The sequence below is a fragment of the Bradyrhizobium sp. USDA 4506 genome (assembly GCF_054058795.1).
Genome location: NZ_JBSSBM010000002.1, coordinates 4,232,080 through 4,256,273 on the forward strand (window position 1 = coordinate 4,232,080; position 24,194 = coordinate 4,256,273).

General features: G+C 61.2%; 19 protein-coding genes and 1 pseudogene. 8 read left to right on the forward strand and 12 right to left on the reverse strand.

Annotated elements, in window-relative coordinates:
- Positions 1-367: 367 nt before the first annotated feature.
- Positions 368-1,666 carry a hypothetical protein gene (locus ACVIHF_RS22270; protein ID WP_456792544.1) on the forward strand — a complete coding sequence of 433 codons (1,299 nt, stop codon included), beginning with the start codon at positions 368-370 and terminating at the stop codon, positions 1,664-1,666.
- 58 nt (positions 1,667-1,724) lie between these two features.
- Here the strand turns inward: ACVIHF_RS22270 and ACVIHF_RS22275 are convergent, their stop codons facing one another.
- From ACVIHF_RS22275 to ACVIHF_RS22285, 3 genes are all read right to left on the reverse strand, one after another.
- The gene (locus tag ACVIHF_RS22275; RefSeq protein ID WP_253607767.1) at positions 1,725-2,504 is read right to left on the reverse strand and encodes an enoyl-CoA hydratase/isomerase family protein; all 780 of its coding nucleotides are present in this window, start codon (positions 2,502-2,504) and stop codon (positions 1,725-1,727) included.
- An 80-nt stretch (positions 2,505-2,584) separates the two neighbouring features.
- Complete coding sequence (locus ACVIHF_RS22280) at positions 2,585-4,684, reverse strand: molybdopterin oxidoreductase family protein (protein ID WP_253607766.1); 2,100 nt, start codon at positions 4,682-4,684, stop codon at positions 2,585-2,587.
- A 125-nt stretch (positions 4,685-4,809) separates the two neighbouring features.
- Entirely contained in the window at positions 4,810-5,880 is a 1,071-nt protein-coding gene (locus tag ACVIHF_RS22285) for a substrate-binding domain-containing protein (RefSeq protein ID WP_253607765.1), read from the reverse strand.
- Positions 5,881-6,674: 794 nt separating this feature from the next.
- Here ACVIHF_RS22285 and ACVIHF_RS22290 point away from each other — a divergent pair.
- On the forward strand, positions 6,675-8,114 hold the full coding sequence (locus tag ACVIHF_RS22290) for an IS1182 family transposase (protein ID WP_456794112.1): 1,440 nt from the start codon (positions 6,675-6,677) through the stop codon (positions 8,112-8,114).
- Positions 8,115-8,416: 302 nt separating this feature from the next.
- Here the strand turns inward: ACVIHF_RS22290 and ACVIHF_RS22295 are convergent, their stop codons facing one another.
- Positions 8,417-10,183 carry a carbamoyltransferase family protein gene (locus tag ACVIHF_RS22295; RefSeq protein WP_256558684.1) on the reverse strand — a complete coding sequence of 589 codons (1,767 nt, stop codon included), beginning with the start codon at positions 10,181-10,183 and terminating at the stop codon, positions 8,417-8,419.
- A gap of 257 nt (positions 10,184-10,440) precedes the next feature.
- On the opposite strand from ACVIHF_RS22295, the gene ACVIHF_RS22300 reads away from it, so the two are divergent.
- From ACVIHF_RS22300 to ACVIHF_RS22315, 4 genes are all read left to right on the forward strand, one after another.
- The gene (locus ACVIHF_RS22300) at positions 10,441-11,511 is read left to right on the forward strand and encodes an LLM class flavin-dependent oxidoreductase (RefSeq protein ID WP_456792545.1); all 1,071 of its coding nucleotides are present in this window, start codon (positions 10,441-10,443) and stop codon (positions 11,509-11,511) included.
- Positions 11,512-11,525: 14 nt separating this feature from the next.
- Positions 11,526-13,133: an amino acid adenylation domain-containing protein gene (locus ACVIHF_RS22305; RefSeq protein WP_456792546.1), complete on the forward strand. Its 1,608-nt coding sequence runs from the start codon at positions 11,526-11,528 to the stop codon at positions 13,131-13,133.
- Positions 13,130-13,408: an acyl carrier protein gene (locus ACVIHF_RS22310; RefSeq protein WP_253607759.1), complete on the forward strand. Its 279-nt coding sequence runs from the start codon at positions 13,130-13,132 to the stop codon at positions 13,406-13,408. Before ACVIHF_RS22305 ends, ACVIHF_RS22310 begins: the two co-directional genes overlap by 4 nt.
- 105 nt (positions 13,409-13,513) lie before the next feature.
- Positions 13,514-14,761 (forward strand): hypothetical protein, encoded by a 1,248-nt coding sequence (locus ACVIHF_RS22315; RefSeq protein WP_456792548.1) that lies wholly within the window; start codon positions 13,514-13,516, stop codon positions 14,759-14,761.
- Positions 14,762-15,070: 309 nt separating this feature from the next.
- On the opposite strand, the gene ltrA (ACVIHF_RS22320) is transcribed toward ACVIHF_RS22315, so the two are convergent.
- The 7 genes and pseudogenes from ltrA (ACVIHF_RS22320) to ACVIHF_RS22350 form a co-directional block, all read right to left on the reverse strand.
- The gene (ltrA, locus tag ACVIHF_RS22320; protein ID WP_456791428.1) at positions 15,071-16,507 is read right to left on the reverse strand and encodes a group II intron reverse transcriptase/maturase; all 1,437 of its coding nucleotides are present in this window, start codon (positions 16,505-16,507) and stop codon (positions 15,071-15,073) included.
- A gap of 450 nt (positions 16,508-16,957) precedes the next feature.
- Positions 16,958-17,251, reverse strand: a complete 294-nt coding sequence (locus tag ACVIHF_RS22325; protein WP_456792549.1) for a hypothetical protein — start codon at positions 17,249-17,251, stop codon at positions 16,958-16,960.
- Positions 17,251-18,180 (reverse strand): annotated as a pseudogene (gene tnpC, locus ACVIHF_RS22330) (IS66 family transposase); the annotation flags it as partial. The pseudogene tnpC and the gene ACVIHF_RS22325, both read right to left, overlap by 1 nt.
- Before the next feature lie 13 nt (positions 18,181-18,193).
- Complete coding sequence (locus ACVIHF_RS22335; RefSeq protein WP_456792551.1) at positions 18,194-18,607, reverse strand: group II intron maturase-specific domain-containing protein; 414 nt, start codon at positions 18,605-18,607, stop codon at positions 18,194-18,196.
- Positions 18,608-18,833: 226 nt separating this feature from the next.
- Entirely contained in the window at positions 18,834-20,084 is a 1,251-nt protein-coding gene (gene ltrA / locus ACVIHF_RS22340) for a group II intron reverse transcriptase/maturase (protein WP_456791438.1), read from the reverse strand.
- Between the two features lie 518 nt (positions 20,085-20,602).
- The gene (locus ACVIHF_RS22345) at positions 20,603-20,980 is read right to left on the reverse strand and encodes a reverse transcriptase domain-containing protein (RefSeq protein ID WP_456792552.1); all 378 of its coding nucleotides are present in this window, start codon (positions 20,978-20,980) and stop codon (positions 20,603-20,605) included.
- A gap of 96 nt (positions 20,981-21,076) precedes the next feature.
- Entirely contained in the window at positions 21,077-21,469 is a 393-nt protein-coding gene (locus tag ACVIHF_RS22350) for a hypothetical protein (RefSeq protein ID WP_253607753.1), read from the reverse strand.
- Positions 21,470-22,466: 997 nt separating this feature from the next.
- On the opposite strand from ACVIHF_RS22350, the gene ACVIHF_RS22355 reads away from it, so the two are divergent.
- Both ACVIHF_RS22355 and ACVIHF_RS22360 read left to right on the forward strand, forming a co-directional pair.
- Entirely contained in the window at positions 22,467-22,751 is a 285-nt protein-coding gene (locus tag ACVIHF_RS22355) for a hypothetical protein (RefSeq protein WP_253607752.1), read from the forward strand.
- Positions 22,752-23,021: 270 nt separating this feature from the next.
- Positions 23,022-23,204: a hypothetical protein gene (locus ACVIHF_RS22360; RefSeq protein ID WP_253607751.1), complete on the forward strand. Its 183-nt coding sequence runs from the start codon at positions 23,022-23,024 to the stop codon at positions 23,202-23,204.
- Positions 23,205-23,228: 24 nt separating this feature from the next.
- Here ACVIHF_RS22360 and ACVIHF_RS22365 read toward each other — a convergent pair whose 3' ends face one another.
- Positions 23,229-23,705 carry a hypothetical protein gene (locus tag ACVIHF_RS22365; RefSeq protein WP_253607750.1) on the reverse strand — a complete coding sequence of 159 codons (477 nt, stop codon included), beginning with the start codon at positions 23,703-23,705 and terminating at the stop codon, positions 23,229-23,231.
- Positions 23,706-24,194 lie beyond the last annotated feature (489 nt).

The window sequence follows — 24,194 nt, forward strand, 5'->3', positions numbered from 1 at the left end:
ATGATGACGCCATTCTATTGAATTCGGCACCGAGATCGTTGCAGCATTGACGCGCGAGCTAACGCCTATGACATCCCGCTCCGCTCTTCCTGCTCGTTATCCACTCATCGGCGCCTGGCCCGCACTCATGCTTGCCGACATGGCCGCCGCCTATTTGGATTTCGCAAATACCCATGAACTCGCGCGAGCCGTAGGCCGCGGCGAGGCGCCGCCTCCAATCGGCTATCGTGGAATTGGGCGGGTGCGGCAACCGGTCTGGTCAAGAGCCGCGATTGATGATTTTGCCGCGCCTCGTAGAACTACCAATTTGGACAGATCAGAAGGCGAGGATTTGGCCTCCCTGGCAAGACGTTAAGGTTGCGCTGCAATGAAGCTTCCGCGCTATTGCAGGCTAAAGTCATTGAAGAATGGTCGATGCGGATATTTCTTCGAGCCACCAACGTGGGCTCGCAATGAAGGCTGCCCTGTCACAGCTGAAGCACTGGGAGAAGACTATGCAACCGCTCTCAACAGAACCAAGAATATTCTGCTGCCTGCCTTCGACAGCTGGCGTTCGGGCGGATTGACCGACATGGTCCCGGCGTCTCCCGTGCCTGGCACTTTTGATTGGCTTGTTGGCGTTTTCAAAGCCAACCACCGATGGCGTGAAATCGATTTCAAGACCCAACGCTTATACGACCAAGGCCTGTCGCTATTCGCCAACCACGAATTGAACGACGGTAGCCGCGCGGGCTCGAAACAGATTGCCGATTTTTCCAAAGCATTTGTCGATGCGGTTTATGCAAATCTGCTCGTCGTTCAATACAAGGACGCGGATGGAAACATCGTCAAGCGCGAGCGTCGGCGTTTCGCAAACGCTGCCATGACCGCATGCAGGCGCGCCTGGTTCGTTGGTCAGCGCGCCCAGGAAACGAAAGTGCCAGCCATCAACCCATTCTCGCGGATGGGCTTAAAATCGCGTGCCCCTGGTCAGGCCCTGCGAGAGACGCCAACCGCAACCTGGGACGAGCTTGCCGCCTTCAGGCAAGCCGCAAAGAGACTGGGGTACCACTCGATCGCAACCGCTGCATTGCTGACCTGGGAATGGCTGCAGCGCGAGGAACATATATTTGGAGTCTTCGAAATCGAGCACTATCGACCGAAAGAACGCCCCAACAGCGTGAGGATTATGCACCCAAAGAATGGCGAAGAAGCCTGGTGGCCTTTGGTCGATGAGAACAGTGTGCTGCTCTTCCCCGAGCTGATGGCGGAGCTTGATGCTCTCAAAGACTCAGTCGCTTCAGGACTGGCGTTTCGCCGTGATCATGCTCATCGCAGGTCGCCTACTCCTCTGCCGTGGATCACCGAGCGCAAGGATCTGCGCTACCTTCGGCATGTCGTTAAAAAGATAATCATAGCAGCGGGACTTCGGAACGAGCTCTCATTTACGTCCTTTCGCCACGGCGGCTTCACCGAAGGCGCAGACAGCGATCTTACGGACGCTGAACTGCGTGCTGCCGGCCGCCATCGCTCGAGACTACAACTACCCACCTACGCCAAACGCACGCGGAAGCAACTGATCGTGGCCGCCAAGAAACGTCGCGAGGAGCGAGCCAGAACGCCCCTCCTGTCAGAAGGCGTGCTCGCTCCTCATTCTTCAATCGTTTCGAGCAATCGACACGCTTGATTTTCATGATTCACGCCGGCGCGAGATACCGGGCGGAAGACCAGGATTGGGTTTCCACTTAGCGCCCGGTCCAAGTCGGTTTGCGCTTCTCGCCGAAGGCCTTGAGGCCCTCCTTGGCGTCCTCGGTCATCGCGAGTAGCGCGATCTGGCTTTCGGTGTAGGCGATGCTCTCGTCGAACGACATCGAGGCGATCGCCCGCATCGCGTATTTGCCGCGGCGGATCGCCGTCGGCGACTTGTCGACGATGCGGCCGATCAGCCAATCGACCTTGGCATCGAGCTCGGCTGCCGGCACAACGTAGTTGAGAAGACCCGCAGCCTTGGCCGTCGCGGCGTCAAACGGCTCGCCGGTCAGCGCCCATTCGTTGACGAGGCGCGCGGGGGCGATCGCCTGCAACAGGCTCAGCACCTGCATCGGGAACACGCCGACCTTCACCTCAGGCAGACCGAAGATCACGCCATCGGCGGCGACCGCCATGTCGGTCATACACAACAGTCCCATGCCGCCGGCCATGCAGACGCCGCCGACCCGCGCGATCGCGGGCTTGGTCGCATTCTGCGACAGCCGCAGCAGATCGGCGTAGTCGACATTGGGGCGCGAGAAATCCATCGAGAACGCCGCGCCGCTGTTCTGCAGATCGGCACCGGCGCAGAACGCCTTGTCGCCCGCGCCCGTCAGCACGATGACGCGCACGTCCTTGTCGTCATGCGCCTCGCGATAGCCCTTCGCAATGCCGGCGATCACGCCGGCATTGAGCGCGTTGCGCTTGTCCGGGCGGTTGATGGTGATCCAGAACGCCTGCCCGCGCTTTTCGAGAAGAACGCTGTTGTCGGTCATGTTTCCTGCCTGTTTTCTTGGCCAATGTGCCGTTGTCAGCCGACATTTGCGGCGGGATCGGCGCCGACTGCAAGCAGGATTTATGCGGCCATCGATACCTTCCGGATCCAGACCTTGTTGTCGTGGAACGCGGCGCCGCCGAGCGGCGCGACGGCCTCCGCCCCAGTCAGCATGTTGATGCCGCGCCCGCCGATATGGGACTTGTTCGGATGGATCGACTCGGCGATCAGCACGCCGCGGCGAACGCCATCGAACAGTTTTGCGGTCAATGTGGTCTCGCCGCGCATGTTGCCGAGCGTCACCGCGTCGCCATCGGCGATCAAGAGCGTCGCCGCATCGTCGGGATGAATCATCACGGTCGGCGCGCCCTCGCGGGCCTGCGACGACGGCGTTTCGTTGAAGCTGGTGTTCAGGAAGCTGCGCGAGGGTGACGTCGCGAGCCGGAACGGATGCTGTGCGTCCGCCTCCTCGATGATGGTCCAGTGGTCGGGCAGCGAGGGCATCTTGTCCCACGCCCCCATTAGCCCGCCGGTGCCGACGGGCACCTTGCCCCAATCCACCTTGAAGTGGAACTTCTTGTCGGCATGGGCAAAGCCGTCGAGATAATGCGACGTGCGGAAATCAGGTTGCAGGTCGCGCCAAATGTCGGCCTCCAGGGCCTCGATCGTGCCGTGCCCGCTCTTCTTCAGCGTCGCATCGATCAGCTGGCGCGGCGTCATGTCGAAGCCGGGATGCACGGCGTTGAGCCGGCGGCCGAGCCCCTGCATCACCTCGTGATTGGAACGACACTCGCCGGGCGGATCGATCAGCTTCGGGCCGACCGAGATGTGCTGATGACCGCCGCCGTAATAGAGGTCGTCGTGCTCCATGAACATCGTCGCCGGCAGCACGATATCGGCCATCTGCGCCGTCTCGGTCATGAACTGCTCGTGCACCGCGACGAACAGATCCTCGCGAGCAAAGCCCTGGCGCACCAGCGCCTGCTCGGGCGCGACCGTCATCGGATTGGTGTTCTGGATCAGCATCGCCTTGACCGGCCCGCCGCCGCGGAGCGCCTCGGCATCGCCGGTCAGGATGCGGCCGATCTTGGACTGATCGAGCACCCGCGTCGAGGGATCGATCGCGTCGTGGCCTTCGATGATCGACTCGTCGAAACGCCAGATTGCGGCGTTATTGAAGAACGCGCCGCCGCCCTCATATTGCCAGGCGCCGGTGACCGCGGGGATGCACGAGGCAGCGTGCATCTGGGCGGCACCGTTGCGGCTGCGGGTGAAGCCGTAGCCAAGACGGAAGAACGAGCGCTTGGTCTGTCCGACCAGCCGCGCGAACGCCTCGATCTCCTCGACTGGCACGCCCGAGATCACTGAGGCCCATTCCGGCGTGCGGGTCTTGAGATGCGCTTCCAGCTCGTCGGGGCAATCGGTATAGCGCGCGAGATATTCGCGATCGGCAAATCCCTCGCGGAACAGCACGTGCATCACGGCGCAGGCAAACGCGCCATCGGTGCCCGGCCGCAGCAGGATCTTGATGTCGGCCTGCTTCATGGTCTCGTTGTTGTAGACGTCGACCGCCGCGATCTTCGCGCCGCGCTCCTTCCGCGCGCGCGATGCATGCGTCATTACATTGACCTGGGTGTTCACCGGATTGGTGCCCCAGATCACGACGAGGTCCGAGACGCCCATCTCGCGGGGATCGACACCGGCGATCTTGCCGGTCCCGGCCGCAAAGCCGATACGCGCGATGGTTGCGCAGATCGTGCCGTAGAAGCGCGAATACTTCTTCACATGCGACAGCCGGTTGAGGCCGTCGCGCATCACGAGCCCCATGGTGCCGGCGTAGTAATAGGGCCAGACCGACTCGGCGCCGAATTCCCGCTCGGCCGCATCGAACCGCGCCGCGATCTCGTCCAGCGCCTCATCCCAGGAGATCCGCGCGAACTGGCCGGAGCCCTTCGGCCCGGTCCGGCGCAGCGGGACCATCAGCCGCTCGGCATGATGAATCCGCTCGGCATAACGCGCGACCTTGGCGCAGACCACGCCGGCGGTGTAGGTCTGCTGTTTGGAGCCCCTGACGCGGCCGATCGAGCGTCCCTCGATCACCTCGACGTCGAGCGCACATGCCGACGGGCAGTCGTGCGGACAGGTTGAATGGCGGATATCGACCTTGGCATGCTGGTTCATGGCCAAATTGGTAACATCAAATATCCCCCGCGCCGAGGGGCATTATTGACCCAGCCAGCGCGAAATCCGGGCACGTGCCATGCGGCAGGCGCCCGGACGGGCAGTTATTGGTCTGAGCAGTCCCATCAGACTCGGAAGATGCGGGTGTAGTGCGATTTGATCGATTCCCCTTCCCGTTCCACCGCCACCGGATCGTCCTTCATCGTCTTGATGTCCTTTAGCGGTCTGCGTCCAGCCTTCTCCTTGGCCTGCGCGTGGACGGATCTGAGGCCGCCGATCTCGACATTGAGCTGCTGCCCCTCACGCCCGAGCGCGAAGGACTGGAACAGCCTGGCGGCATTCGGATGCGGACAGTCCTTGAAGATCCCGTTCGGGCCGACGATGATCGGCGACCCCTCGGTGGCATAGACCGGCTCGACCGGGCGGCCGGCCTCCTTCATCTGAAAGATGTTGTATTCGTTGCCGTCGGCCATCACAGCACGCTCGCCGAGATCGAGCTTCTTGGGTGGATCGGTCGAGGACTGCACCTGCATGATGTTCTGCTTGGCGAGCTTCTCGAAAAAGCTCCAGCCGAGATCGCGCTGCAACTGGTAGGTTGCGGTCATGATGGTGCCGCTATAGCCGGGATGCGCCTTGACGATTTTGCCCTTCCATTTCGGATCGAGCAGATCGGCAAAGCTCTTCGGCGCCTCCTCGGCCTTCACGAGATTGGTGTTGTAGGCAATGATCGACAACCAGACCCGGAAGCTTGCGAATTGCCCGTCCGCGTCGCGATGCTCCTCGGGGTAGTATTTCGCGACCTCTTCCGGAACATAGGGCGCGAGAATGCCGTCGCGCTTCCACACGATGAAATGCGCGGCGTCGGAGGAATTGACGACGTCGACGGCATGAATATTGCTGGAATATTCCTGGCCGACCCGCTGGAACACGCGCTCCGCGCCGGTGCGTTCGACGCGCACGGTGATATCGGGATACTTCGCTTCAAATGCCCTTGCCAGCTTCTCGGCAACCGGCAGATCGGTCGACGTGTAGTAGACCACCTGCCCCTCTTTCTTCGCCGCTTCGATCAACGTCGGCGTCACCGGTTCCGCAGGCGGCGCGGCGGCCATCACGCGCGTTGAAAGGGCGGCCCCAGCCAGCACCGCGCCCGAGCCCTTCAGCATGTCGCGGCGCGATAGCCCAGGATGTTTCCTCATATGATTCCCCGCACGCGATGGCGAAGTTTGAGTACACCGTCCTCCCGCTCTTATTCCAATGCGCGAAAACGGAGTCTGTCGTCGACAGAGGCTTCAGGTTGCAGCTAGACTTCTGATCAAGAAACAAGACTAAAGTTGGGGGATTCAGTCAACGGCGAGCCTGCGATACGCCTTGGTGTTTGTCACCGTCAGAGTCCCGGTTCCCGGCAGAGAACTCGTGAGGAAGCCATGGGACCAATCCGGTGCCGATTTAAGCAGGTACACTCCTTGAAAGAGCGCCTTGCCGCAGAGGCCAGAAGCTTGCGCGAGGCGGCGAAATCGCTGCCCCAAGGCGCGAAGAAAGAAGCTCTTCTGGAAAAGGCCAGGCAGGATGAAACAGCCGACCACATGACAGGATGGCTGACTTCTTCTGACTCACGGCCATCGACTTGAGTATTTTGGCAGATGACCGCGCTCAATCATGCGCGTGATCGAGCTATTGGAGGCACTACGTGAGCGCACACCCGAGGAAATCACGATTGCCTCGCTCGCGCTTGGGGGAAGTTTCACTCCGGAGATGTGGCATGCATTGGAGCTGCTTTCAAAAGGAGCGAAGTAACCGCGATAAAAAGGCCGCCTCCTGAGCCGGTCATCGCGATTTGATCTATATCAAGGCCGCCCAGTCGACCAGGTTCAGCCATACTAACATGGCGAAAGAGCGCTTCGCCGGACCAACGATGTCGCCTTTTGACCCTGGCTGTGTGAAAACGCTGGGCTGCTGTTATGATTCTCCTGTGATTCTTTTGGGGGAATCGATGAGGCGCTTCGTTGAAGAGGCGGATCGTGGACAGCGGTCGCTGTTGCCCGAATGCCTCGATGACTTCATTGACGAGAGCAACCCTGTTCGCGTGATCGACGTATTTGTCGATGCGCTCGGTTTGGCTGAGATGGGCTTTGAGGGTGTGGAGCCGGCGGCCACCGGTCGGCCGTCGTACCATCCCTCGGTGCTCCTGAAGCTTTACATTTACGGTTATCTGAACCGGGTACAGTCGAGCCGGCGGCTGGAACGAGAGGCCGGGCGCAACGTCGAGGTGATGTGGCTGCTGGGTCGGCTCGCTCCCGATCACAAGACGATTGCGGACTTCCGCAAGGACAACGGCCTGGCGCTGCGCAGGGTATGTGCGCGCTTCGTCGAACTCTGCCGAGAGATGGGTCTGCTGGCGACGGCGAGCGTCGCCATCGATGGCAGCAAGTTCAAGGCCGTGAACAACCGGGACAGGAACTTCACGCGCGCGAAGATGGAGCGACGGCGTGCTCAGTTGGAGGAGAGCGTCGCGCGCTATCTGAGCCAACTTGACACGGCCGACCGCCAGGAGCCGACCGAGGCCCTGGCCACGAAGGTGACGAGGCTTACCGAGAAGCTGACGAAACTGAAGGAGGAAATGGGCAAGCTTGCCGTCTACGAGAAGCAGATGCTTGCGTCACCCGACCAGCAAATCTCCCTGACCGACCCCGACAGCCGCTCGATGGCGACGAGCGGGCGCGGCTCTGGTGTTGTCGGCTACAACGTACAGGTCGCCGTAGACACCGAACACCATCTGATTGTGACGCACGAGGTGACGAACAGCGGCTCGGATCGGGCACAACTTGCCAATATGGCCAAGCGGGCGAAGGCTGTTCTGAAGACTGAGACGCTCGAAACTGTAGCCGATCGCGGCTACTTCAACAGCCCAGAGATCCTTGCGTGCCACGAAGCGGGCATCACGGTAACTCTGCCCAAACCGCTAACGTCCGGCGCTAAGGCAGACGGACGCTTCGGTAAACAGGACTTTGCCTATTTGCCAGAGGAGGACGTCTATCGCTGCCCGGCCGGGGAGCGGCTATCATATCGCTATACGAATGAAGAAGACAGCAAGGTGCTGCGGCGCTACTGGACCACGGCCTGTCAAAGCTGTTCGCTCAAGACCCAATGCACGCCTGGGTCAGAACGGCGGATTACGCGATGGGAGCATGAGCATCTGCTCGAGGCTGTGCAGCAGCGCCTTGATGCAAGCCCGCACGCCATGCGTCAGCGCCGCGAAACTGTCGAGCATCCGTTCGGCACCATGAAGGCCCGCATGGGAGCGACACACTTCCTCACCAAAACGCTTCCGAAAGTGGCGGCCGAAATGGCGCTCTCCGTCCTGGCCTACAATCTGACACGGGTCATGAACATCGTCGGGATCAAGCCGCTGATGGCTGCGATCGCGGCATGACACCAATCCAGTCCCGACTGCCTCGGGACTGGCGTTTTTACACGACCAAGACCCACTGCGAAAGCTTCGCTCAAGCTCACGTTTGACGATCCTGCAGCAGAGGCGGATTTTCAACGAGACCGCCAAACGCGAACATCGAAGTTCATAGCAAACGCAATTGCATTCAGCGCGTTCCTGTGGGGTTCGTTCGGAATAGGGCAGATGAATTTGCGGTTTAAGACGTCGAGCAATGGGCTGAGACGTTCGCCGTCGCTTCCACGCTGGACGCACGACCTTCCCCGTCGCCGGCTGGTTTGCTCTGGCTACTTCTGTCCCGCGCGGCGGATCAGCACGTTTTCGAGGAAGAGATACTCGATGCCGGTGCTAAGGAAGGTGTCGATGGCTTCGCGCGGGGTGTTGACGATCGGCTGCCCCTTCACGTTGAAGCTCGTGTTCAGCACCATTTCGCGGCCCGTCGCCCGGCCGACGGCCTGCAACAGCGCGTGGAACTCTGGATTGTCCCCGGCGTCGACCGTCTGCACGCGGGCCGAGCCGTTGACGTGGGTGATCGCCGGCAGCGCGGCGCGATGCTCGGGGCGCACGTCGGCGGTCATGATCATGTAGGGAAGCTTGAGACCTTTCGGCACCTCGAACCAGTTCTCGACCTGCTCGAGGGTAACCGCCGGCGCAAACGGGCGGAAGGCTTCGCGCATCTTGACCATAGCGTTGATGCGATCGCGCATCTCCGGATGACCAGGATCGGCCAGGATGCTGCGGTGTCCCAAGGCACGGGGGCCGAATTCCATGCGTCCGCGGTACCAGCCGAGCACGCGCCCGGCCGCGATGAGCCTGGCCGCCACCGCACAGGTCTCGTCCAGATCCGGAAAGCGCGTGATCTCGATGCGGCCGGCGGTGTCGGCGAGCGCCCTGTCGATCTCGCTCTGCGAGTGTGCGGGGCCGAGGAAGGGGACCGGCATCCGGACGTTCTCCACGCCGCGGTCGCGCGACGCCGACCAGAGCGCGGCACCGAGCGCGGAGCCGTCGTCGCCGGCGGCCGGTTGAACGTAGATCTCGTCGAACAGGCCGGACTGCAGCAGGCGGCCGTTGGCGGTGCAGTTGAGCGCGACGCCGCCCGCCATCGCGAGCCTGCGCAGGCCGGTGCTGCGGCCGAAATGGCCACAGATGTGGAGCATGACTCTGTCGAGGCATTCCTGCAGCGCCGCGGCGACGTCGCGGTGGTCGTCGGTGACGTCGCCGTCGGGCGCGCGGGCCGGGATCAGGTGCTCGTCGAGATGGCGTCGCGTCGCACCGTAGGTTTCGCGATCGTGGCGCTCGGTATTGAGGCGAAGCAGAGGAATCCTGATCAGCCCGTCGTCGCGCAGCTCCACGGTGCGCTCGAAGAAAGGACGGTGGCGGGCGGGGTCGCCGTAGGGCGCGAGGCCCATGATCTTGTATTCGTCGGAGTTGAAATCGAAGCCGAGATGCAGCGTCAGGGTGGAATAGAGGATGCCGATCGAATCCTGGGCGGTGATCTCTGCGAGCTTGTCGATCTCGCTGTCGTGCGCGTGATAGACGCTGACGGCGTGGACCTCACCCATGCCGTCGAGGACCACCACCAGGCAATCGTCCCATCCGGAGGTGTAGTAGGCGCTGGCGGCGTGGGACAGATGGTGATTGACGTGGTGGACCTTGCTGGCGGGAAATCCGGGCAGGTGCTCGTCTACTTGCGACAGCAGTTTTTCGCGCGAGAAGACCTCCCTGTATTGTCGGGCGGAGGTCGGATCGAGCATGAAGGCGGCTTTGTAAGGGGAATAGTCGAAGCCGTGAGAGATCGCGTCGATGTCGGCCGGCTTCAGGCCAGCGGTCTCCAGGCAGTAGCTGATAGCGCCGATCGGGAAGTCGCCGGTATGTTTCTTGCGGCTGAAGCGCTCTTCGGCAGCACCGGCGACGATCCTGCCGTCGACCACCAGCACCGCAGCCGAATCGTGGCCTTGCGAGATCCGATATTCGCGTTCCTCCAGCCCCGGCCAGTGCTTCTTCTTGAAGGGGATCGAGCTCTCGAATCCACTGATGCCGATTACTTTCGCCATATTCAACAACCCCTCGACGGATCACGCGCAAGCGAAATTCGAGCAGGTTCCGCGACATCGTTGCAGAGAAACCGGAGAATTCAAGGTCCACAAAAGTGCAGTGCCGTAGCCCCCGGAATAGTCGGCCGCGCATCCGTTCCCATCGCTCGACGGAGTACCACCTTTGCGTCGGGGGACCTCGCGAGCATCTGCTACAATATGACGCACAGTACTCCCAACCCACAGCGTTCCTGCGCCTTTTTGGATGGAGGTGGCTGATGGATGCGCTTTCCGATATCCGCTTTGAAGTCTTTAGCACGTGCCCGCAATCCGGCACGGTCCCGGCGGCTGACTATGTCGAACGGGTGCAGGCCATAGCCCGCTGGAGCGAAGAGGCAGGCTGCAAGGGGATCCTAGTCTACACGGAGAATTCCCTGGTCGATCCCTGGCTCGTCTCGCAGGTCATCTTGCAGGGCACCAAGCAGCTCTGTCCGCTGGTGGCGGTGCAGCCCGTCTACATGCATCCGTACAGCATCGCGAAGATGGTGAGTTCGCTGGCGCATATGTACGGACGCCGGCTCTATCTGAACATGGTCGCGGGCGGCTACACGACCGAGCTGACGGCGCTCGGCGACGCGACGGCGCACGACAAGCGGTACGCCAGGCTCGTCGAGTACACCGGCATCATCAAGCTGCTGCTGGAGAACGCCGAGCCGGTGACCCTCGAAGGGGAATTCAATGTCGTCCGGAATCTCAGGATGACGCCGCCGCTGCCGCCGGAGCTGCTGCCCGGCGTGTTCGTGTCGGGCTCCTCGGAAGCGGGGCTCGCGGCCGCCAAAGCGCTGGGCGCGACGCCGGTGAGATATCCCAAGCCGTCCGCAGAGTACGGACCGGCGGACGCCGCCGACTGCACGGGTTCGGGCGTGCGCGTCGGCATCATCGCCCGCCCGAGCGCCGACGAGGCCTGGCGGGTCGCGCACGAGCGCTTCCCCACGGACAAGAAGGGGCAACTGGCGCACAAGCTGGCCATGAAGGTTTCGGATTCGGCGTGGCACAAGCAGATGTCCGATCTTGCGGCCGAGACGGCCGCTCAGGATACGCCTTATTGGCTCGTCCCGTTCGAAAACTACCAGACCTTCTGCCCGTATCTGGTCGGCAACTACAGTGTCGTCTCCGACGAACTCGCGCGCTACGCCGCGGCCGGCTACGGAACGTTCATCCTGGACATCCCGCCCACACGCGAGGAACTAGTCCACACGGGCGAGGTCTTCGGATTGGCGCTGACGAAAGCCCGGCGTCGGAAAGCGTCCGTGCTTCGCGATTCGGCGCGTCAGGGGTTGGCAGGCTAAACGAGGATCGCTCGATGGAGTTGCGCACGGACCGATCACCGCGCGGGCTGTGGACAGGCTTCCTGCGCTCGGCAGAGCTGTTTCCCGACCGTCCTGCCGTCGTTGCGCAGGGCGCATCGCTGTCGTATCGGCAGCTTCGCGAGGTTGCCGTCCGCATCGCGGCTTGCATCCAGGCCCATCGCGAGGTGTCATGGACGCCCCTGACTGCCGTGTTCGCGCATCGCAGCGCAACAGCGTTCGCCGGCGTGCTCGGATCGCTTCTTGCGGGGAACGGCTACGTGCCGCTGAACCGCACGTTCCCGGTCGAGCGGACCAAATCGATGTTCGTCCGTTCGGAGTGCCGCTCAATCATCGTCGACGCAGAATCCTTGCCGCAGATGGACGCGCTCATGGAGGGCGTGGACGAACGGCTGCTCGTGATCGCGCTCGGTCTCAAGGATCCGCACCCCTATCGCGAACGATGGCCACGGCACGTCGTCGTCGGGGCGGCCGATCTCGAAGAATACACCGACTGGCGCGAGCCGGAGGCGTGCGAGGACGCGATCGCCTATCTGCTGTTCACATCCGGCAGCACCGGAACCCCGAAGGGGGTGATGGTTGCGCACCGCAACGTCGTCGCCTATGTCGATCATGTCGCGGTGCGCTTCGCCATCACGGAGCTGGATGTTGTCTCGCAAACGTTTGACATGACGTTCGACCTGTCGGCCTCCGACATGTTCGTGGCGTGGGAACGCGGCGCGTGCGTCTGCTGTCCCTCGCAGAAGACCCTGATCAATCCGGGGCGATTCATCCGCGAGCAGGGGCTGACGGTCTGGTTCTCGGTACCCTCGATGGTCGCCCTAATGAAGCAGTCCGGCCTCCTGAAGCCGGGAGGGTTTCCCTCGCTCAGGCTGAGCTTGTTCTGCGGTGAGCCGCTTCCCGTCAGTTGCGTCGAGGCTTGGACGATGGCCGCGCCGAACAGTGTCGTGGAAAACGTCTATGGACCCACGGAGTTGACCATCGCATGCACCGGCTATCGATGTGATCCAAACCGCGCGCTAGCCGAATCGGAGATGGGAATTGTGCCGATCGGCGCTCCGTTCCCGGGAATGGACGTGCTCGTCGTTGACGAGCGTCTAAACCAGGTCGAGCCGGGCGCGGATGGCGAACTGCTGATGCGCGGTCCGCAGATGTCACTCGGCTACTGGAAAGATCCCGAGAAGACCGCTGCGGCCTTCGTTGTCCCGCCTGGACGGGAAGACGTATTCTACCGTACCGGTGACCGTGTGCGCCGGCCCGCTGGCGACGGTCCCCTGACCCATCTCGGCCGCATGGATTCCCAGGTGAAGATCCTCGGACACAGGGTCGAACTCGGCGAGGTCGAGGCGGTGGTGCGCGAGGCCTCAGGCGTCGACGGCGTCGTGGCGATCGGCTGGCCCATCACGTCGAGCGGCTATGTCGGCATCGAAGTGCTCATCGAAGGAGGGGCGGTCGATCTCGACCGGCTGCGCGAGGCGGTCGCCGCCCGCCTGCCCGACTACATGGTCCCCAGACGATGGCACGTCCGCAGTCGGTTGCCCCGCAACGCCAACGGCAAATACGACCGCAAGTCCATGCCGGCGCTTTTGGGGGACGGTCAATGAACCTTCCGACCCCGGACGACGTCCGCTCGTTCTTAGGAGCCTTCCTCAACCGCAAGCTGGAGGACCGCGGACTGCGTCCGCTGCGCGATCTTCCCGACGACTACGACCTGCTGCTGTCGGGAGCCCTCGATTCCCTAGCCTTCGTCGAGATGATGATGGCGGCGGGCGAGCACTTCGACAGGGAAATCGATTTCGAGGATCTCGACCCCGAACGGATGACGCTGATCGGCCCCTTATGCTTGTTCGTGTCGGAGCAATTGACACAGCCTCGGTAGCGAAAAGGGGCGATCGGGTCATCGCCACCATGATATCCCGGTGACTGGGCTCGCACATTGGACGGGCGCCGGGATGGGAAGTGAATTCGGGTTAGGGAGAGGTTGATGGTGCAGACCGGTACGCGAGCGCAAATTCTGACGCGCTCCAAGTATCATGCCGCCGACATCCTGCTCCGGCTCCTAAAAAGCCGACGGCGTCCCGCGTCCCGTCAAACCGTATCGGCGCCGCTGACCGGAAGCGCGTTGGCGCCGGCCAAGCAGCGAGAGGTCCGGTTCGCGGATTTCGAAAGCGTCGCGAAGCTGAAAGAACGCGGGGGACTTGCGAAAGACAGCCTGGAGAACTGGCAGCGGCTCTGGCAGCAGAATCCCGCATTGGTCGCCGCAAAATCGCAGCCCAGCATGGGATGGGTGCTGGAGACCGAGCAGGGGATTGTCGGGTACCAGGGAAACATTCCCGTCCTCTACCAGCTCGAAAGCCGAACGATAATCGCCGCGATAGCCGCTGGCCTTGTGATCGACCCCTCGTACCGCACTCGCTGCATCGGCCTGCTGGCTTCGTTTTTCCGGCAGCGAGATGTCGATCTCTTTGTGATCACGCACTCGACCGCATCCGTGGTCAATCAATCAAAAGCCCTTCATGCGAGGTCGTTGCCTGACCCCGACTACGACAAGATTTTGTTCTGGATCCTGGATGTTCGTCAGTTCGCACGGGCGCTTGCAGCGAAGTTCGGCCGCGGGAGCGGAATGGAGGCGGTCGGGACTTTCCTTGCCTCGTCGGCACTGCGGCTGGATTCGCTCCGTCGCGGACCGCGGGGCCGTCTGATGAGCAAAATAACGGAAATCGATGTGAAGAACATCGGGGACGAATTCGAAGCACTGTGGCGGCGCAAATTGCGCGAGGCCCCTCGGTTGCTGGCGGACCGAAGCCCCGCCTCTCTCAGGTGGCACTTCACGCTCCCAGGGAGCTCTTCGACGGTTGCCGTGCTCTGCTGCCATCGATTCCAGCGCTTGGCGGGGTATGCTGTCGTCCTTCATGCGGTCGACCGCAAGACCGGCTTGCGACGGTCGATGCTTGCCGACATCCTGGTGGAGCAGGACGACCCGGACGTGACCGAGGCGCTACTTGATGCGGCGTATTCGAACGCGGTCGCTTCGGGCGGTCATCTCTTCGAGGTGGTCGGCGTGGCCGGACACATCAGGCGGATCATGATGAGCTGGAAACCTTACGTCAGGAGCTACCCGACCGATCCGCTCGTCTACAAGACGACGGACGAGGCCCTGGCCCGCGCCCTCGCGGACGAGAACGCCTGGTACGCCGGCCCATTCGACGGCGACGCAACGCTGCTGCCGTGACGACTCCTTTCAGCCCGCGCGGCGGAACGAGGCGAGCGGCGTGCTGATGCCCAAGGCCGACGTGCATTCATATCGCTTCTATGTCGCCTTTTCAGGGCAAAGCGAACGCGGCCTTTATGATCGCCCTAGCGAAGCGTAACCTAACATCTTCGGGGTACGACGTTGGTGGGTTACGACGGAGTCGTCATCGGGCCGCGCTTTTGTGCGGACCCGGTGGGTTACGGCGGTCGCGGTAGGGACACGGATTTCTCCGTGCCCCCCGCCCAGATCCGTACGAGCGGAACTACCGCATACGGCTCCTGCCTTGGGTCATGACGTATACCTTGGGTTGGGATGCGGATGACATGCGCGGACTTTCGGGATGTATCGCCCAATGAATCGTCGGAACCTTTCCCAGGTCATGCGAGAGCGCTGGCTGCGTCGACGAAGCGAGCGCAGCCAGGCCCGGCAGACCTCGGCGCGGAACATGCCGAGCCGCTTCAGGTTCCCCGGGATCGCGTGGTAGTTCAGGTATCCCTGCATCACGCGACGGAGCCAAACGCCGGTCTCACCGATAGGCGCATGGCGGCGTTTCATCAGGTCGTGTCGTATCGCACTCAGCGTCGCCCGCAAGCGAGAGGCGATGGTCACGCGCCGGATTGTGAAGTGCGGGTTTATCCGGGTCACCGCGCAGATGTGCGTGAACCCGAGGAAGTCGAACGTTTCCGGGCGGCGTTGCCCCCGGCGTGCGCGGCGCTCGGCCGCGTACCGTCCAAATTCCAATACCCGCGTCTTCTCCTCATTCAGCGACAGACCGAACTTCGCCATCCGCTCACGCAGTGCGTCGAGAAAGTGCAGGGCCTCGGACTTTGTTTCGAAGCCCATGACACTGTCGTCCGCATAGCGGACGACGATGACATCCCCTTTTGCCGACTTACTTCGCCACTGATGAGTCCAGAGGTCGAAGACGTAGTGCAAGTAAATGTTAGCAAGAAGCGGTGAGATCACTGCTCCTTGCGGAGTACCTACTCGTGCTACGGACTTCAATCCACCTTCGACAACGCCAGCGGTTAACCACTTGCGTATCAGTCGTAAGAGCCGGCGGTCTGCGATCCTGTGCTCGAGGAACTGCATCATCCACCCGTGATCGATCGTATCGAAGAACGAACGGATGTCAGCGTCGAGCACCCAGTTCACTCTTTTCTGATGAATGCCGATCCACAGTGCGTCCAGCGCTTGGTGCTGGCTCCGCCCCTCCCGGAATCCATAGGAAAAGCCGAGAAAGTCCACCTCGTAAATCGCATTCAAGACCGTCGTCACCGCGTGCTGGACGATTTTATCTTCCAGCGCTGCGATTCCGAGCGGTCTCAGTTTGCCATTTATCTTGGGGATATACACTCGGCGAGACGGGAGTGCCCGATAGCGGCCTGACTGGACCGCGTCCCAAAGCACTTCGATTCGCTCGTCGAGTCCTTCCTCGTAGTCACGCCATGTCACTCCGTCGACGCCGGATGCAGCGGAGTGCTTCAGTCCCCTGAAGCTTTCCGTTAGCAGTTCGCGCGTCACATGGTGCATCAGCGCTGTGAACCGTGTCTTCTTATTCCGTCTTGCCAGTTCACGTATAACATCCAACCTCGTCGACGCGCTGGTCCGGCTCTGTGTCCGGGGCACGGGAGGATGTTTGCTATTGCCCTTGGCTGCCCGCCTTCCCTCCGGACCTTCCGCGAGCATCGGTGTGGACCCGTCGCTCTTGTTCAGATCGTTCATTGGTACTGTGCAGACATCCGACTTCTCGTCGACGGTGGTGCTGGGCTTACGGCATTCAGCCTTCCCCAGCCTGCCCGAAGATTGTTCCCCCTCGGGCGACGACGAGATCTCCCAGTTCCTGTGCGAAGGATTTCCCCGCATGCTCAGGGTCTCCGACCGCGTGGAGCCGTTGGGTGGCTTGCGATAGACGCCGTCCAACGTGTTGCCTTCCGCATTGCATAACTGCGTCGGCGCTCCAGACTTTCGATTTCGCGGCTCAATGGCTGGCCTGCGGTTTCCCCTGTCAACGCTTCGAAGTCGCCCTCACGGACACCTCCGCATGACTCGGGGTCAGGGTGGGTCGCTACTCCTTTCCTGTATCGAACTTTCATCGACTATCCTTCGCCAGTTTCACTGGCGCACTAAGCATGCGGCGTAGGCCGCCGGCTGGCTGGTTTGTCCAGTTACCGGCTAAACCTCGTCGGGCTTTTCGGCCTTCGGCTTAACGATCGCCGCGAGCACCCGGCGGCGTTCTTCAATGATCCAAGGAGCGTCCTTGTGGATCTGGATCAGATGTTTGAGGTTCTCGATTCCATCATCGGTGAACGCCATCACCCCGTCTTCACCGACACCGACGACCCATAGCTGGCCGTCCTCGGTGTCCATTTCTTCGGCGGCCTCGAACAGCCATTCCTCGTCTTCGCCGAGCATCTCAGCGACATGGCCGAGAGTGAACACGTGGCTGACCTTGTTGACGTGCCTCATCAAGCCGCCTGTGCCGCAAGGCCGTGCTGTTGCGCAGTCTTCCAGTTCCAGGGCAGCAGCTCATCAAGCCTGTGGGCGGGGTGGGTGGCGATGCGAGCGAGTACATCAGCGAGCCAGGCCTGAGGGTCGACGTCGTTCATCTTGGCAGAGACGATGAGGCTATACATGGCGGCGGCTCGGCGCCCTCCGCGGTCGGACCCACAGAATAACCACGACTTTCTGCCCAATGCGATGCCGCGCAGCGCTCTCTCGGCTGCATTGTTCGAGAGGCAGACGCGACCATCGTCGAGGAAGCGTGTGAAGGAGGCCCAGCGCTTGAACATGTAGTTCATGGCCTTGGCCAGATCGTGGCCGCGGGAGAGCTTGGCGCACTGCTCACGCATATAGGCTTCCAGATCGGCGACGAGCGGTGCGCTCTGCGCCTGGCGAACAGCCTTTCGTTGGTCGGCGTTTTGGCCATTGATAGAGCGCTCGATCTCGAACAGAGCGTCGATGCGGCGCACGATCTCCATGGCGACGGGCGAGATGACGATTTCCTTCTTTCCGGCCGCTTTGCGCCGCGCGTTTTCCTCAAGATCCGCCATGGCGAAGAACGGGCGCCGGGCATGGACCCAACAAGCCGCTTCGCTGATAAGCCCAGGACTTCGCTCGGGCTCGTAGAGCTTGATGTATCCGCCGAAGGCGTCGGCCTGGAGGATGCCGGTGTAGTTGGCCAGATGCGCCTGCGGATGCTCACCACTTCGATCGCGCGAGTAATAAAACATCGCCGCCGGCGGATCTGAGCCGCCGAAGGGGCGGTCGTCCTTCACATAGACCCAGCATCGCGCGACATCGCACTTGCCCAAGGCCAGCACGGGCACGGTGGGGTGAGTAGGCCGGAGGGATTTCACCTCCAGCCTCTCGCAGAACCGGGCGTGAGACTCTCGCCTCACCCGGCTCCCATCAGGCAAGCTTGCCGTCATCGCCGAGTTGCCAATGCACAAAGAGCCTGCGCTTCTCACGCGCGATCTTCTCCAGGAAGAGACGCGCGCGTCCTAAACGGTGATGGAAGCGCTTGTACTTTCGCTTCAGCCAAATAGCTAACGTCTGGTTGATGTAGCGTGCCAAAGGATAAAGCGCTGAGCGCGTGTATTGCCCATAATAAGCGATCCACCCCCTAACCATCGGGTTTAGCTCGCGAGCAATATCGTCCAGCGTCACCTCGGTTCGCCTGCGAAGTTTCAAGCCTCGGACCGTTGCCCGCATGGCGTTCAGCGCTGGTTTGCTGACCGCTGGGGTGAACCCACAGAACATCTTCTGCGAATGCGGCCCCAGGACCGATCGTGGCCGGAAGCAATAACCGAGAAAGTCAAACATGACCGTCTCGCTTTTACCTCGGCGTCGATCATCCTTGCAGTAGACGATCCTCGTCTTCGTAGGATGCAATTCCAGGCGGCACTTCGCCAGCCGAGCCTGGAGCGCTTCGCGAACGCTTTGCGCCTCCATCTCATTCCGACAATGTACCAACCGTCGAGTCGCCCGGGGGAGTTTCACCCCCAGGCGCTCACAGATCCGGACGTGAACGTCTCCGCTCATCCGGCTCTTACCGTCCAGCCGCCGTCTTGTGCAGCATCGGCCAATGGGCCAACAGCGTGGGGGTGCGGCACGCAATGTCCCGTACCCAGTGCTCTGCCCGTCTTCGATGTCGCCGCAGACGTTTGTATTTCGACATCGCCCATCGCGCGAGACATCGGTCGAGATGGCGTAGTGTCGGATAAAGCGCCGACTTGTAGTACCGACCATAGTAGTTCATCCAGCCTCGAATGATCGGGTTGAACATCCTCGCCAGGTCGTCGATCCTCTTATCCACCCGGCAGCGTAGTTGCCAGGCACGGATTTCCTGTCGGATTGCCTTCGTCGCGGCATTGCTGACACCGGGGCTGAAGTTGACGAAGTGCTTTCCCCAACGATTCTTCGACCGACGGGCACGGAACGTGTAGCCCAAAAAGTCGAATTTCTGTTCAGGATAATCACCTCGCCGGTCGTCATCCTTACAATAGACTACCTTCGTCTTGTTCGGATGAAGCTCCAGTCCGCATTCGGCAAAGCGCTTCGCAAGCGCCTCCTTCAGTTCTTGTGCCTGCCGCTCACTGTCGCAATGGCAGAGAATATCATCGGCATAACGCTCGAACGGGATGCTCGGATGATTTCTTCGCATCCACATGTCGAACGTATAGTGGAGAAAGAGATTCGCCATCAGCGGTGATACCACCGAGCCCTGCGGCGTGCCCTTCTCTCGGGGTTCAAGGGTGCCGTCTTCCAGTTGAACGGGAGCTTTAAGCCACCGTTCAATGTACAACAACACCCAGGCGCAGTCCGTGTGCTTCCGAATCGCCTTGAGCAAAAGTTCATGCGATATCGAGTCAAAATAGGCCCGAATGTCGAGATCGAGCACGAAGGGATGCCGCCAGCATCGCTGGCGAGCAACCCCAACGGCATCGAGCGCCGATTTTCCGGGTCGATATCCGAACGAGTCTGGATGAAAGTGTTTCTCCAAATCCGGCTCCAGATATCCTTTGACGACCGCCTGAGCAACGCGATCCGACACCGTAGGAATTCCTAGCGGCCTCTTCCCGCCGTCGCGCTTGTCGATCTGCACACGCTTGACCGGCGGTGGAAAGTAGCTACCCGAAGACATTCGATTCCAGAGCTTGTACAGATTGCTCTGCAAGTCTGCCTCGAACACCTCGATCGACTGCTCGTCCACACCGGCTGCGCCCCGATTTGCTTTAACCCGTTTGTACGCCTCCCAAACCCAGCGCTTGGGGATGTCATACGGCTTTGCTTGACCCAAAAGAGTCCTCCCGTTTCCGGTTGTTCTTCCAATCAAGCGGGACAGTGCCGTGCCTTCGCTCCGCCACCATTACAGTGCCTTCGTCACTACTACACACGGCTCCGTCCCTGCATCGCGCATTGGTACTCAGACTCTTGTGGGGCTTCCACTTGAACCATTCCCTTGGCATCGCGATACAGGTTCCCACGTTCCGCACAGAAGCCTGAACCGAGGTCACGCCACCTCGCCTGCCGGACGCCGCCTGAGCCGTAAACAGGTATCGCTCAGACTGATCCCAAGATAACGACTACCCCTTGGTTTTGACGTCTTCCCTACGCTTTCGACAGTTCATCGGTGGTTCGCTTGCGCTCGTCTCCTCGATCCTTACCTGACAGAGTCTTGCTCTGCCTTTTCCGGTCTCGCTCACCACCTCGACCATTGGGCCGAAGCAGCAGCCGGTGGTTTGAACCCTGATCCTGCAACCCGAGTTCGAGGGGCCGCCCCCCATCTTCTGTGCAGCAAGGCTGCTCAAAGGTGCTCTACATCACACCTCCTCCGCGCCGTCGTGGCGCACCGTCATCCGCATACCGACACCACCTGAGATCGGGGAACATCCGTGCCATCCAGAGATCAAATGCATAGTGCATGAAGAGGTTGGCGAGGATCGGGCTCACCACGCCCCCTTGTGGGATACCACGGCTTCGCTCGATTATCGTTCCATCCTCTTGCACCATCGGCGCTGTCAGCCATCTTTCAATGTAGAGCAGCGCCCATGCGCACGTCACATGTTTCCGGACGGCCCGAAGCAGAAGCTCGTGGTCGATATTGTCGAACAGTCGCTTGATGTCGAACTCCAGAACCCAATCGTACTTCTCGCCTCGCGGTCTTCTCCGCTTGTGCTTCCTATTTCGACTCAATCATTGCGCGCTCGACTTCGTCAGCGAGTGCTCGGTGATGCGCTGCCAGTTTGACGAACAGCGCTTTCTTTGCCGCGTTGGTCGCGAGCTTGCTGATTAGTTCGCACTCTTCCGCCTCGACGCTGGCAGATGATCCGGAAGTGGCTTATCGAGTAGGCCGGCGACCAGCACGGCGAGCGCTGCGCCTTCGATGGCCCCCTCGGCGTATTCGACCCTATCCCACTCGAAATGGAAGACCGCCGAAGCGATGGCCCGCATTCCGTCGATCGTCGTCGGGCGCATTGTGATCATGCGGGCGTAGAGCGCGCGCAACTGATCCATGGCGCCATCAAACGCCTCTTGCGCCGCTGCTAAGCCCGACTGCTCGTCAGCGTCGGCTATAGCTGCATTGTACCCGCTGCGCGCCTCCTCGCCGCGCAGACACGCGTCCCGATAGGTCCCCGGACGGGTATGACCGGCGGGCGATCTCAACCAGGCGGCCCGTTTCATCGTTCGCGGCATCCCGAAGCCGCGATATTTCGACGAACCGCCTCCCCAGTTCGGTCAGCTCGGCATCTGGACTGGCCAAGGAAACAGTTGTTGCGGCAGTCGGCGCCGCTGCGGCATCAGCCGATCAATACACTCCTAAGATCTTGAAAACAATACAATTAATTTAAGCTACCGAAATTAGCCCACAGTCCAACCCACAAACACGAACGGCCCCGACGGCGCGCCGAGGCCGCCATTCCAGACTCCCGGTCGAGCGCGCCACCTGTCTCCGGGAGCAATGAAGGGACTCATTGGCCCGACCACTTGTTCCTGAGGATGGCGATGCCGCACAACAACGATAGCGGCCCTGGCGCCGCTTTAAACTCCCGGTCGGGGGGCAACCTATCGCGGGAGCCTGTGTAAGATTCCCGACATTACCACTTGTTCCTGCTCCTCTCGCAACATCACAGTGCGTAACAAGAAGTGCCCTTCGGCCAATCACCGAGGCCACAGGTTCTGCGGTTGACTCTGCGCTGGGGATTTCAGGGCCCCCAGTTCAGGAAGGAAACGCCGCCGGGCGTGTATTTTTGAGACCGGCGGCGTCTTTTCTTGGGACTATTTCGATGATCCACACGGCTTTCGTGAAGTTGGGCAGCAAAGACAGTAGTTGCCCGCCCTCCAAAAACTCGATTCCGAAATCTTTAATAAATTCGGACCAGCCTCCATCCGCGACAGGGAGGTGTGTCATGCGTAATCATGACTTCGTGTCCGATGGATTCCTCGCGCTAATCGCGACCTGCCTTGTGCTGTTGTGCTCGGGCCTGCTCGTTATCGCATTTAGCTAGTCTGACCTTGGCACCCTCATCGTTCCGGATGCTCCTATGGGCCGCTTGCGGACACCCGCGCAGAGCACAAGCATGCCGCATTTTCATCACGCAAAAACGGCTGGCCTGCTCATCCAGCATTCACGTTCAACTTCCTACAGTGTGGGGTGCCTTAGATTCCACGAGAGGAAACCATGAAGCTTGAATTTGCACTTGTTGGACTTGCTGCGCTCGGCAGCCTTGCTGCGGCAGGTAGCGCGTCAGCGATGCCGCTCGCCACACTTTATCCCGCTTCAAACGTCGAGAACGTTGCCGTAGTCTGCGGCCCGAACGGCTGTGTCCGCACGGCGCCCGTCTACAGGCCGTACGGCTACGGTTACGGCTATCGTGGCTACGGCGTCCGTCGTTACGGATACGTGCACAGGGGCTACGGTTATCACAGGGGTTACGGCTATCACGGCGGTTATCGCCGCTGGTGATTTCGCGCAAAAGCCCGTCGGTAGGATCATCCGGCGGGCAGATTGATCTGCATCACTCGCGTGTGTTGACCGCCCTGCTACCGCAGTGTTGCTGGGATTGCAGGGCCAGCTGGAAGACCGCCGCCGGGATGCTGCATTCAAGCCCGGCGGCGTACTTTTTGATCAAATCCAGGCCGCCGCCCGCGCTCACCGTCTGGGCCGGCTTCTGATTAATGGAACGGCAACGTCGTTTGCATAAGATGCAGCCCACTCGCTGCGGGACGCTCGAAAATGACCGAGTACGTCATCAGGGAAGTTGGCCTTCGTCAGTGGCTCGTGTTTGCCGATCGGCGAAGCATCGCTTTTTGCGCCGACGAAGATGAGGCGGTGAAAGCCATGGCCGAACATAGCGCGCGCCACCGTCGACCACCGGAAACAATGGAAATTGCGCCAGGGGAAAACCCGCCGGCGTGAACCGGCGGGCGCCTCGCCTTCACGCTAGGCTAAGTTGACGGCTGCAGCGGCCATCGTCTGCCGTAGCTGATAATGCCAGCCCTCCCGACCGATGCAGTCACTGTTGGGCCATTCCTCGCCCTTGTCTTCGTACTGGTTCACGTACTCGAGAACCGCAGCAACGCCGGCCAATGTCGTCGGAATTGTCCTGGCCAGATCCCAAGCTGCATCGGCCTCCGCATGGCAGCATGCTCCTTGATGGTCGTCGGCCAGCCAATAGGCCTCAGAGCGATATTCGGTGGCGTCGGTCGCCGTGATGGCTGCATTGTGGTCCGCGTCCGCCTGCTGGTGTTTTGCGATGGCCTCCAAAGCCGGATCAGTGGCCTGCGGTGATCGCCCTCCTCGATTCAGCGCTGAGGCGGCGACCGGGTTACCAGCAAGCAATATGAGATCGAACGCGACGGACCATGCGACGATCTGCTTCTCGTCGCGCAGGTAATACTGCGCCTTGGCGTCGCCCAAGACCGCCCCTTCAAAAGCCATCGAGGCCATCGATTTTACAGCAAGTTCGGAGAGATCTCTGGCCCGCACTAAACCGATGCCATGCTGCGCATCTCGATAGCACTTTTGAGCCCTCTCATAGTGCTCAAGCTTGGGTGTAAGCTCGAGATCATCCGCCAGCCGCTTAGCCCGACGCGACCATTGTCGGTATGCCCGCGGAGCGCTTGGGCTGGGGTTCTTGGCCTCCCACGCCCGATACTGATCCCAAGCTTCCTTCCGAGTTGCGCCGGCTTCCTTAAGCGCCTCATAGGCGGCTTCTAACGCGCGTGGAAGGCGTCGCGAAGCTCCGGGCGCGCGTCGTCGACATGAGGGACAACCAACGGTGCTTCCACTGCTGAGATCGGCGCGAGATATTCGCGATCATTGGCGCATGCCCTGGCGCCGCAAGCCCGCTCGTCATCTCCGCTACTGTCCGGCCCCGTCGATCGCAACGGCGGAAGACGGTGCTCA